This is a genomic window from Pelagibacterium lentulum, from assembly GCF_003992625.1.
Classification (GTDB): Bacteria; Pseudomonadota; Alphaproteobacteria; order Rhizobiales; family Devosiaceae; genus Pelagibacterium; species Pelagibacterium lentulum.
On sequence record NZ_RZMW01000040.1, the window covers coordinates 187,475 to 199,196 of the forward strand.

10 protein-coding genes and 1 pseudogene are annotated in these 11,722 nt (G+C 56.9%); 3 read left to right on the forward strand and 8 right to left on the reverse strand.

The window, feature by feature from the left end; all coding sequences use genetic code 11:
* Window positions 1–26: 26 nt before the first annotated feature.
* The gene (locus EO133_RS13615; RefSeq protein WP_127073193.1) at window positions 27–1,199 is read left to right on the forward strand and encodes a hypothetical protein; all 1,173 of its coding nucleotides are present in this window, start codon (window positions 27–29) and stop codon (window positions 1,197–1,199) included.
* Here the strand turns inward: EO133_RS13615 and EO133_RS13620 are convergent.
* The 7 genes from EO133_RS13620 to EO133_RS13650 all read right to left on the reverse strand — a co-directional run bounded on the left by EO133_RS13620 (window position 1,196) and on the right by EO133_RS13650 (window position 8,124).
* Window positions 1,196–1,858 carry a YiiX/YebB-like N1pC/P60 family cysteine hydrolase gene (locus EO133_RS13620; protein WP_127073194.1) on the reverse strand — a complete coding sequence of 221 codons (663 nt, stop codon included), beginning with the start codon at window positions 1,856–1,858 and terminating at the stop codon, window positions 1,196–1,198. The two genes, EO133_RS13615 and EO133_RS13620, sit on opposite strands and share 4 nt — an antisense overlap.
* Window positions 1,859–1,996: 138 nt before the next feature.
* A complete protein-coding gene (locus tag EO133_RS13625; RefSeq protein ID WP_127073195.1) occupies window positions 1,997–2,179 on the reverse strand; it encodes a hypothetical protein in 183 nt (60 codons plus the stop codon).
* Window positions 2,180–2,357: 178 nt separating this feature from the next.
* Complete coding sequence (locus EO133_RS13630) at window positions 2,358–3,134, reverse strand: L-fucose dehydrogenase (RefSeq protein ID WP_127073196.1); 777 nt, start codon at window positions 3,132–3,134, stop codon at window positions 2,358–2,360.
* A 3-nt stretch (window positions 3,135–3,137) separates the two neighbouring features.
* Entirely contained in the window at window positions 3,138–4,412 is a 1,275-nt protein-coding gene (locus tag EO133_RS13635) for an L-fuconate dehydratase (protein ID WP_127073197.1), read from the reverse strand.
* Between the two features lie 78 nt (window positions 4,413–4,490).
* Window positions 4,491–5,438: an ABC transporter substrate-binding protein gene (locus EO133_RS13640; RefSeq protein WP_127073198.1), complete on the reverse strand. Its 948-nt coding sequence runs from the start codon at window positions 5,436–5,438 to the stop codon at window positions 4,491–4,493.
* A 136-nt stretch (window positions 5,439–5,574) separates the two neighbouring features.
* Complete coding sequence (locus EO133_RS13645) at window positions 5,575–6,579, reverse strand: ABC transporter permease (RefSeq protein ID WP_127073199.1); 1,005 nt, start codon at window positions 6,577–6,579, stop codon at window positions 5,575–5,577.
* A 12-nt stretch (window positions 6,580–6,591) separates the two neighbouring features.
* Window positions 6,592–8,124 (reverse strand): sugar ABC transporter ATP-binding protein, encoded by a 1,533-nt coding sequence (locus EO133_RS13650; protein WP_127073200.1) that lies wholly within the window; start codon window positions 8,122–8,124, stop codon window positions 6,592–6,594.
* Between the two features lie 138 nt (window positions 8,125–8,262).
* On the opposite strand from EO133_RS13650, the gene EO133_RS13655 reads away from it, so the two are divergent.
* Entirely contained in the window at window positions 8,263–9,087 is an 825-nt protein-coding gene (locus EO133_RS13655) for an IclR family transcriptional regulator (protein WP_164735017.1), read from the forward strand.
* Here EO133_RS13655 and repC read toward each other — a convergent pair.
* Window positions 9,086–9,586: pseudogene (gene repC, locus EO133_RS20850) on the reverse strand (plasmid replication protein RepC); the annotation flags it as partial. The gene EO133_RS13655 and the pseudogene repC overlap by 2 nt on opposite strands.
* 162 nt (window positions 9,587–9,748) lie before the next feature.
* On the opposite strand from repC, the gene EO133_RS13665 reads away from it, so the two are divergent.
* Window positions 9,749–11,689 (forward strand): methyl-accepting chemotaxis protein, encoded by a 1,941-nt coding sequence (locus tag EO133_RS13665; protein ID WP_127073201.1) that lies wholly within the window; start codon window positions 9,749–9,751, stop codon window positions 11,687–11,689.
* Window positions 11,690–11,722: the final 33 nt, after the last annotated feature.

Here is an 11,722-nt window from a genome sequence, read left to right on the forward strand (position 1 = left end):
CCTCACTCGTCTCAGTTCCGGATTTCATGAACATCGCAAAAAACTGCACCTTCGTTGACATCGGTCACTCCGCGCAATTTCTGCCGGAAGATGGCCCTTCGAGATTGCCGCGGGCGCCGAAACGCAAGCGCCCGCAACAATTCTGGCAGGCCTTTGACGACAAGGCGCTTTTTTATGATTGCTTCTGGCATATCGATGGCGAGAGGGTACTGTTGATCGGCCCACCGGCCTTGAACCTGCAGACCCATTTCGACGCTGCGCAATTCGTGGCAAACCCTTCGGGCCAAGTGCTTTCGCCACGGTTCGAGCCCACGCGTTCGATGCTTTGGACCGAGTTCCGAAACGTTCCGAAAGGCACGACAGATATAGGTTTGAAATTTGCCGGACTGGACTTTGCCATTCCAGTTCAACCCAATCAGGCGGATAACTTTGCCGGCACCAATCTTATCCTTACTATGAACAAGAACAACGCGTTGGACTGGATCCTCCATTGGCTCGACTGGCACGTCAAGCTGCACAGTGCAAACGCCGTTCTGATTTTCGATAACGGATCGGATGCCTATAGCAATGAGGACTTGAAGGCCGCGATCGCCGCGGTGGACGGCATAACAACGGCGGCAATTGTAAGCTGGCCTTATTCCTACGGCCCTTTTGATCCGGCGGTACTGTTTCATCCGCACTGGGCCAATTTCCTGCAAATGGCCAGTATCAACATGGCTTTCCGGCGTCTGGCTGCCCAGGCCAATGCCATTTTGAACTGCGATGTCGACGAGTTGGTCGGGCGCGAGGGGACAACCAACGTATTCGACGCAGCCCGCCAAAGTCCCGATGGATTGGTTACGCTCAAGGGGCAGTGGGTTGAAAGCGCTGTTAGTGAGGACGAGAAAGCGTTTCCGGCCCATCTTGGCTATCGTTACCGTCACCGCAATCCACTTCGCGCGATATGCGCCAATAAATGGTGCCTCGATCCGAGCCGTGACTGGCTGTCCCCGCTTTCGGTGATGCCGAATGTTCACCGCATCTATGGGGTCCCAAAAACCATGGGACGTAACGCCCCGACAAATCCCTTCTGGCATTTCAAAGCGATCAACACGAATTGGAAGACCAATCGCCGCCAAGGCGACGAATCTGTGTCGCGGCACCATAGGCGGCTGGACAGTCTGGATCGCGCGGTTGAGAGCTATCTGGTTGCTGACTAGCGATAAAAGGTCGAATAGATCAGATCGACATTGTCACCCTCGGCGATACTTACAGGCGTCACGATGTCCTGAACCTGGATAAGCTCCCAGCATCCATCGCGATCCAGTCCTCCAGCCAGGCAGTCGGGGTGTCTTTCCCAACGATCCAGAAAAACCTGGCGGGCCTCCGGGGTATCAATACTCAAGTCTCCGAGCTGTTCGACCTTTCCCAGTGCGATATCGACGGCCTGGAAAGCATAGAACGGCAATTCGCTGCAATAAATTGCGGAAGGATCTAGTCTGAAGAATATGTCGTAGGGTCGGCCCAGATAATTGCGGGCTTCAGCAACCGCAACTGCTGCATCTTCTGGCGTCAGTCCGGCAATCCGATAGACCGAAAAATTGTTGCCGACGCTACGCGCCACAAAATCCGCTGCAGAGACCTCTACAACAGTCGCGCCCGCTTCTATGACCACGGGGCCTTCGTCGGTGACATCGACGATGCCCATATGCGTATAGGCACTGCCTGTTGCCACACGAATGGGGACGGCCTGCATACTGGCAGATTCCATGAAAACCAGATCGCCGGTCCGCCAGTCGTCAAAGCGATCGGCGCCAATAGCGCTTCCCGGCCATGCTGAAAGCCCACAAAGCAGCGCAGCCGATACCGTTTTCTTCATCGAAACTCTCGCTCCCTTAACGCAATCTGCAAGCAGGCTCTCCCGTCAATCGGGCACTTTAATGACCGCCTCAGGTCGACCGCGCTGCGCCGTCTCCACGATTACAAAGGGATAACAGTTGCGCCGTGTAACCTGTTGTCAGCGCGCACCAAACAGCTCTGAAGCAAAGCCTATGGTTGCGTGCAAGAGATCGGGATCGTTCCACACAATCACACCGCCTATGATCAACGCAGCCAGAAGCGCAAGGCCCAGTGCCTTTCTGATCACCGAGAAGACGAGCCAAACCACCACAATCGCTACGACGCCCAGCCCGATAAGCATATAATTGTCAGTTGGAATTTGTGTTCTCCTGCAATGGGATATTTGCGCTTGGCAACTTCGGGAGCGATCGCTTGCGGCAGCACGAAGGGCTGCCAAGCGATAGGCCAGATCGCGTGACTATTGCAAGAAGACGGCGCTATTCGGGCACGTGTTCAATCTCAGGGCCGCTCCCCATCCATTAGTCCAGCGCGCGGTCCAGATGCGTGTAGCCACCATCGACAAAGAGCCATTGGCCGGTCGTGTGCCCGGCCTTGTCCGAGAGCGCGAAAATTACCGTATTGGCGATTTCTTCGGCCGTCGTCATGCGCTGGCCGAGCGGGATGCGGCGAGTGATCTCTTTGAGCTTGGCATCGGGGTCATCAAAGGTGGATATCCATTTTTCATAGAGCGGGGTCATCACCTCGGCCGGGATAACAGCATTGACCCTGACACCATCGGCGCGCAACGAAGCGGCCCATTCGCGGGTGAGCGAGAGCTGGGCACCCTTGGCCGCCGTATAGGCCGAGGTATTTCCCTGCCCTGTAAGTGCGGTTTTCGAGGAAACATTGACGATGGCGCCTTTTGACGCCTTGAGCCAAGGCACGCAATGGTGGGCCATGGTGAAATAATGAATCAGGTTGCGCTCAAGCGAGGCGCGGAATTCGTCGGGCCCGGCTTCCAGCCCTACCCCATCATTGACCCCGGCATTGTTGACCAGCCCGTCGATGCGCCCGAACATGTCGCTGGTTTTCTGCACAGCATCAGCGCAGGCGGCATCGTCGGACAATTCGATCTGGATGAACTCGTATCGCGTGCCGGTCGCCTTGAGCTGGTCCTCAAAATCGGATTTGAGCGGGGAACGGCCGAGGATTACCGGGATAGTGCCCTCGCGTGCCAGCCCCAGGCTGATGGCACCGCCGATGCCAGCGGCACCGCCGGTTACGATGACGACTTTATCTTTGAGATTCAGATCCATTGATCAGCCCTTGAATTGATATTTCTGCCGCGAGGCCGGTTTCATCTCGATGGAAAAGCCCGGCAGAGAGGGCGGCATATAGGCAGCATTTTCGATCCGGCAGGGATCGAGGAAATGCTCATGCAGATGATCGACATATTCGACTACCCTGCCCTCGTGGGTCCCGGCAATCGATACATAATCGATCATCGAAAGATGCTGGACATATTCACAAAGGCCAACGCCGCCAGCATGCGGGCAGACAGGCAAGTCGTATTTTGCAGCCATGAGCATCACCGCGAGGATTTCATTGACCCCGCCGAGGCGACAGGAGTCGATCTGGACGACATCGATCGCGCCTTCCATGATGAACTGCTTGAACATGATCCGGTTCTGGCACATTTCGCCAGTAGCTACCTTCACATCGCCAATCGAAGCGCGGATTTTCCGGTGCCCGGCAACATCGTCAGGGCTGGTGGGCTCCTCGATGAACCAGGGCTTGGCAAAGCTGAGCCGGTTCACCCAATCGATTGCCTGGTCGACCTCCCAGACCTGATTGGCGTCGATCATCAGGTTGCGATCCGGCCCGATAGCGTCGCGCGCGATGGTCAAGCGGCGAATGTCATCTTCAAGGTCGCGACCGACCTTGAGCTTGATGTGATTGAACCCGGCATCAACCGCTTCCTGACAAAGCCGGCGCAGCTTGTCGTCGGGATAGCCAAGCCAGCCCGCGGACGTGGTATAGCATGGATAACCGTTGGCCTTGAGGTCGGCGATGCGCTCGGCTTTGCCCGGCTCTTTTGCCTTGAGCAAGCCAAGTGCTTCCGCAGGGGTGATGCAATCGGTGATGTAGCGGAAGTCGATGCAGCGCACGAGCTCTTCCGGGCTCATTTCCGCAACGAGCTGCCAGAGCGGCTTGCCCTCGATCTTGGCATAAAGGTCCCAGACTGCGTTGACCACGGCCCCGGTCGCCAGATGAATGGCGCCCTTGTCCGGGCCAATCCAGCGCAACTGGCTATCTGAGGTAATATGGCGCCAGAACATTCCCATATCAGCGACCACATCGGCCATGTCGAGGCCGATGACCAGATGACGCATAGCCTTTATCGCGGCGCAGCAGATTTCATTGCCGCGCCCGATGGTGAACGTAAGCCCGTGGCCTTCGAGCGGGCCATCGGTCTTTAAAATCACATAGGCAGCGGAATAATCGGGGTCCGGGTTCATGGCATCGGAGCCATCGAGATGCTCGGAGGTGGGGAAGCGCAGATCGAGCACTTCGATATCAGTGATCTTTGTCATGAACCGGAGCAACCAATGAGAGAGGGTAAAAAAGTCTGGCCGGGAGCAAGTGCCCCCGGCCGAATGCTTTGTCAGGTTCTATTCGTAGAGAACAGCCTGAATTTCTTCGTCGTCGATATTGTCGGCATCGTACCAGTAAAAGCCGGTATCAATTTCTTCCTCGACGGCCTCGCCGTTGATCGCAGCGACTGCAGCACGGACGGTTTCATAACCGATACCGATCGGGTTCTGGGTGATGGCACCTGCCATCAGACCTTCCCGGATCGCGGTCATCTGGGCCTGACCGGAGTCGTAGCCGATGATAGCGACATCGTCACGGCCAAGTTCTCGGGCGCCATTAACCACACCGATGGCCGAGCCTTCATTGGCCCCGAAAATACCTGCGAGATCGGGGTTGGCCTGCAGGATCGACTTTGTAATTTCCGTCGATTGCAGATGGTCGCCAGCACCGTATTGAATGGAAACGATCTCAATATCCGGATATTCGGCTTCGATCTGATTGACGAACCCGTCGCGGCGTTCAACGCCGGTGCGGGAGGTCTGGTCGTGAACGACCAGCGCGACCTTGCCCGAGCCGCCGATCAGTTCGGCCATCTTGTCGGCTGCAAGTGCTGCAGCGGCAAGATTGTTTGTGGCGGCAGTTGCAATCGGAATATCGCTATCGACCCCCGAGTCAAAGGCAACCACAGGGATGCCAGCTTCTTGGGCCTGACGAAGAAGTGGCGTTGCCGCTTGGCTGTCGAGCGCAGCGAATCCTATGGCATCGGGGTTGCGGGCCAGAGCGGCGGCCAGCATATCGATCTGACGGTCAACCTGGGTCTCAGAATCCGGACCTTCAAAGGTCACGTTGACACCGAATTCTTCGGCCGCCTGATCGGCGCCCATGCGCACAGCCTGCCAGAACTGATGCTGGAAGCCTTTGGAAATCAGCGCGATATCGAGATCCTGCGCCGCGGCCGATGCCGGGGCGAACCCGACAAGGGCCATGACACTAACGGCGCCAAGCAAAATGCGTCTATTGATCATTTCAAGTCTCCTCCAGAGAAAGTTGGTTTTTATCTAAAAACTTCATGCGTCCGGGCCGTTTTGCCGGTCTTCTTTTTGATCTTGGCGGGCAGCAGGGTGAAATCTCACCCCGCACCGCAGGCAAAAGCGATCGTTCTTACGCGGCAGCAGCCCGCTGACGCCGCAAGATGTCGATATAAACTGCAAGGATGATGATCGAACCGGTGACGACGGTCTGCCATTCCTGTGCCACCGACAAGATGCGCAAGCCATTAATCAGAACCGCCATGATGAGCGCGCCGATCAACGTGCCGAGAATGGTGCCGCGCCCGCCGCTCAGTGAGGTGCCACCGATAACCACCGCTGCAATGGCATCGAGTTCATAGCCCATGCCCAAGGCCGGTTGAGCGGAGTTGAGCCGAGACGCGATCAAGACACCGGCAATGCCGCAAATGCCGCCTGCCATAGCATAGATACCGATTTTCCAGCGGTCGGCATTCACACCGGAAAGTCGCAAGGCTTCCTCATTGGACCCCAGTGCATAGGCATAACGGCCAAGAATAGTACGCCCCAGAATATAGGCGGTGATGCCAGCGACGGCGAAAAGGATAAGCACGCCATTGGGAATGGGCAGAAAGGGAAGGAAATTGCGAACGATCGAGCCGGTCGCGATTTCGGTAAATCCCGGTGTATCGTTGAAATAGATCGGCCGGGTGCCGGAAATCACGAGAGAAAGCCCGCGCAGGATCAGCATCATGCCCAGCGTGGCGATGAACGGGGGAACCTTGAGCTTGGCAACGAATGTGCCCGAACACAGCCCGCTTGCGATACCGGCGAGAATTGCACCTGCAACGCCAATGGGCAGCGGCAGTCCCATGTAAGTGAGCAATACGCCGCAGATAACGGCGCAGAATGTCATTAACGCGCCCACGGAAAGATCGATACCGCCGGTGATTATGACGAGCGTGGCGGCAACCGCCAAAACGCCATTGACCGAGGCCGCCTGCAGAATCGAAATGATGTTGGATGTCTGCATGAAATTGGGTGACGCGAGCGAAAAGCCAATGACCAGAAAAATAAGCCCGGCAAAGGCGAGAATTTTTTGCGCGCCGGTTGCCCAGAGGGCCGCGGCGGGACTTGGATTTGATATTGCTGCACTCATTGCCTGCTCTCCCTAAGCGGCACGGCCATTGGCCGGTGTTGTCGTGGCGCTGGCGCGTTGGGTTGCCAGACGCATGATTTCTTCCTGCGGGGTGTCTCCGCCGGGCAAAATCCCGGTCAGTCGCCCCTCGCACATGACGGCGATCCGGTGACTGAGACGCAAGATTTCCGGCAGTTCCGAGGAAATGACGATGATGGCGCGCCCCTGTTCGGCCAGCTTGTTCAAGAGCTTGTAGATTTCGCTCTTGGCGCCGACATCGATACCGCGCGTGGGCTCGTCAAAGATCAGAACATCGCAATCGCGCAAAAGCCATTTGGCAACGACAACCTTTTGCTGATTGCCGCCAGACAGAAACCTGGTTTCCTGCCGTTCGGACGGCGTGCGAATGGTCAGTTGCTTGATATACTCGCGTGCCGTATCGCGAATTTCCTTGTTCTTGAGCACACCAAGCGGCGAGATGAAACGCTCAACGCTCGCCATTACGATATTGGCAGCAACGTCCATGCCTGTTGCCAGGCCAAACTGTTTGCGGTCTTCGGACAGGTAGCCGATCCCGGCCCTTACCGCATCGCGGGGCTGCTTGATGGACACCTTTTTACCATGAACGAAAATCTCGCCAGACTGCATCGAGTCGGCACCGAAGATGACGCGCGCCACTTCCGTGCGGCCCGCACCCATAAGCCCGGCAAAACCAAGAATTTCCCCCTTCTTGACCGAGAAGCTGACATCCTGCACCTCGCGACCGCGATTGAGGTTTTTCACCTCGAGCAGCACTTCGGCATCTTTTAGATCTGGGATGGTTGGTGGTTCATCGGAAATCGCACGACCAACCATCATGGATATGATCTTTTCGACAGGCGTATCGGCGGCGGGAACGGTGCCGACATATTCGCCATCGCGCATGACCGTTACACGATCGGCGATGCGCTTTAGCTCATCCATCTTGTGGGAGATATAGACGATCCCCACCCCTTCAGCCTTCAGTTGCCGAATGATCGTAAAAAGCTCGTTGATCTCGGCATCATTGAGCGCTGCGGTTGGCTCGTCCATGATCAGGACGCGGCTTTTATGCGAAAGCGCCTTGGCGATTTCCACCATCTGCTGTTTGGCAATTGTGAGGCTTTCGACCTGCACCTTGGGGTCGAGCTTCAAATGCATCGCGGCGAACAGCTTTGCCGTGTCGGCGTTGAGTCTCTTTTCATCGATAACGAAATTGCCGGCGCTGCGCGGCTCGCGGCCAATGAATATGTTCTGAGCCGCATTGAGATCGCGCATCAGGCTCAATTCCTGATGAATGATACCGATGCCCAGCTCCTGCGCCTGACGGGGCGAAGTGACATTGACGGACTTGCCGTCAAGCTCGATCACCCCGGCATCCTTGGAATAGACACCAGACAAAATCTTCATCAACGTGGATTTGCCTGCACCGTTCTCTCCCATCAAGGCATGGACTTCCCCCGGCAGGACTTCAAATTGCACGGACTTGAGCGCGTGGACGCCAGGAAACGATTTGTCGATATCCCGCATCGACACCAACGGGGTCATCGGCTCTCCTCCAAACCTCTGCCTTTCAGCATTTTTTCGGCTTTGACTTGCGACGCGCCATCTCCAAGCGGGCATTGTCAATCCGTTTTTTATATGAACATACTATTCATAAATGAACTTTGGCTGCAAGAGAGAAAAATGGGTAAGCGCGAGAATCAGCTACAAAAGCCCGGAACTGGACACGGAGGAACGCTTTTGGCGGACAATCAATCGGAAAAGACCGAGCGCTATCGCGCGCCAGCGCTGGACAAAGGCCTTGATATTTTGGAACTTTTGTCGGTTCAGGCCGGAGGGATGACCCGTGCGGAAATCGTCAAGGCGATGGACCGCAGCCCTTCGGAAATCTATCGCATGCTGGAGCGGCTGGTGGCGCGGAACTACGTGGCCCGTTCGCTTGAGGGCGACCGCTATGCACTCACAACCAAGCTCTTCGTTCTGGGCAACCGGCACCCGCCGGTCCGCCGCCTGATTACCCAGGTTCAGCCGCTCATGGACATTTTCGCACTGGAGGCGCGCCAGTCGTGCCATCTCGTGATCGAGGATCATGGGATCGCGCTTGTGGTTGCGCAGGCCCATTGTCCGGCCAATTGGGAATTCGGCGTGCGCGCAGGTGCCGAGATCGACCTATTGGGTACGGGCTCGGGCCAGGTGTTGTTGGCATTTCAATCTATGCCAGCGCGCGAACTGCTGATTTCGCGCTGGCAGGGCACAGACAAGATTGCCCGGCTCGAACAAATGGAACCCCAGCTCTCCTCTTATCGGAAGAACGGACACCGTGTCGGCGACAGCCAGCAGATCCGCGGCATCGTGGATATCACCGTGCCCATCCTGTCGCCGCGCGGGTTTGTAATTGCGGTTTTGACCTGCCCTTACATGGAGCGGCTTGAGGAGCCTGGCCAGCCCGGCATTGACCAGGCGCTTGCGCTGTTGAAAGACGCCGCCAACCGCCTTTCGCTGCGCTAGAGCCGTTTTCAGATTCAGAATTTGAGTCTGGTTTTGAATTCTGTATGTGATGACCAATGTCGGATTCATTGGCATCCCTATTTTGTGTTTTTGCAAATATTTCCAACACTTCACGGACTTCTATGTGAAGCGCGAAGAACTCGTCACCGATACGTTCAATTACCTGGCGTGGTTCTGTCCTGGGAAGCTGTTCGATGACCTCCTGATAGGTCTGATGCACGCCGCCCCAATGGCACCCGACACACCTTTATCGATGCCCATGTCGATCATTTTGACGATACCCCGGCGTAGGAGCGTCAGGCGCTCCCTGGCAACCTTGAAAGCTTTGCGTTCGTTCCGAACAACCTCTGCAAGGGATTTGAACTCTTCGGCCCGTGGCACGATCGGGGACAAGTCAAATCCATAAGCCTGCTCGATCTCCCCTGCCCTTGCGCGCAAAACGTTTGCCGTTCGGACTATCCCTGCGGATCACCAATCCACAAGTGACCAGAACGGCCATGCGCGCTCCGCTACTCGGCTAACGACTGCTGGCTAGTATAGGGGTTCTGCCATGCGCTCAGCGCATAACTCCTATGCCGATCCGCGCTGCCCCGGTTAGACGCTTCTTTACTTCCCTCCGCATAGTTTCGTCACAAAATCTCAAGTCTTTAGGTAGCCTCAAATGTCTTTCAAGATCTCTACCCGTCTTTACATGATGGGCGCGTTGGCGCTCGTCATGATGACGCTCGGAACCCTGTTCAGCGTGATCAACACGCAAAACCGCCTCGTTGAAGAGCGCAAGAATATGCTAATCGCGCTCGTCGACAGCGCGAGTTCAATCGCCCAGGAATACGAACGGCGCGAGTTGGAAGGCGAAATGACGCGCGCCCAGGCCCAGGATGCGGCAATCACCGCCATCGGTGCCATTCGCTACGCGGGCACCGAGTATTTCTGGATCAATGACATGGAGCCGGTGATGGTCATGCACCCACTGCGCCCCGAACGTGTCGGTCAGAACGTGGGCGATATGGCCGATGCCAATGGCAAGCCGACTTATGCCAATTTCGTCCGCACTGTTCGCGAAAGCGGAGCGGGCTTTGTTGATTACGATCAGCTAAAGCCCGGCTTTGAAGATCCCCAACCAAAGATTTCCTACGTCAAAGGAACGAGTTGGGGCTGGGTGGTCGGCACTGGCGTCTATGTCGACGATCTTGATGCCATGTTCTGGAACAACGCCATGATGCTTGGATTTGCCCTGCTGGGCGGTTTTGCAGTCATGGGCGGCTCTGCCTTCATCATCACCCGTTCGATAACCCGGCCCGTCAATGCTTTGACTGGTGTCATGGGCGAACTGGCTCAGGGCCATCATCAGATCGATATACCGGCGACCAAGGCAAAGGACGAAGTGGGTGATATGGCGCGAGCCGTGATGGTGTTCAAACAGGCCGCTATCGATAAGCTCGACATCGAGGCGCAAGCAGAACAAGCCCGCAAGCAGCGTGAAACCGAACGCTTCGCCACTGAACAGGAACGTGCTGCGGCGCAGGCAGAAAAGGAGCGTGAAGCGGAAGCCGATGCCTTTGCGGTCGAAGCGGTTGCCAACGGTCTTGCCGCGCTGGCATCCGGCGAACTCACTTATCGCATCAAGGCTGACCTGCCCGAAAAGGCGCAGCGTCTAAAGACCGACTTTAACGCGACTGCGGACAAGCTGGCCGATGTCGTCACCCAGCTTCGTCAGACCTCGCGTGCGCTCAAGGTCGCGACCGGCGAAATCCTTGCCGGCACCAACGATTTGTCCGAACGCACGACCAAGCAGGCCGCGGCAATCGAGGAAACCTCGGCCGCCATGGATCAGCTTACTACCACGGTCAACGAGAACGCCCAGAAGGCCGAGAATGCCTTTGCCGGCAGCGAAACGGCCGCCAAGCTTGCCAATGAGGGCGGGACGGTCATGGCCGATGCCACGACCGCCATGGAACGCATCACCACCTCCTCGTCGAAAATCTCCAACATCATCGGCATGATCGACGACATCGCCTTCCAGACCAACCTTCTGGCGCTCAATGCGTCGGTGGAAGCGGCACGGGCAGGCGAAGCGGGCAAGGGCTTTGCCGTGGTTGCCGTGGAAGTGCGCCGTCTGGCTCAATCTGCTGCCGAAGCCTCTTCCGAGGTCAAGGCCCTGATCGAGCAGAGCGCCAATGAAGTCGATGGTGGCTCGAAACTTGTTGCCAATGCTGCCCAGAAGCTCGCTGCCATCCTGCAATCGGTGGAAGAAAACAGCGCGCTGATGAAAGACATCTCCCGCGCCAACCGTGAGCAGACGTCCGCCATCAACGAGGTCAGCACCGCGATCCGGCAGATGGACGAGATGACCCAGCACAATGCGGCACTGGTGGAAGAAACCAATGCGGCCATCGAGCAGACCGAAGCCCAGGCGTCCGAGCTGGACCGGATTGTCGATGTCTTCAAAGTCTCCGGCGCCAGCGAAGCAGAACCGGTCCGGCAACCTGCCCCCGCGAACTCGTCCAAGCCATCGGCCCCCGCCAAAACCAGGACTGCAGCCTCGGCCTATCTCAGCCAGGGCAATGCTGCCCTGAAGGCCGAAGAATGGGACGAGTTCTGATCGCTACTTTACTTCGATAAAGGCATGCAAACG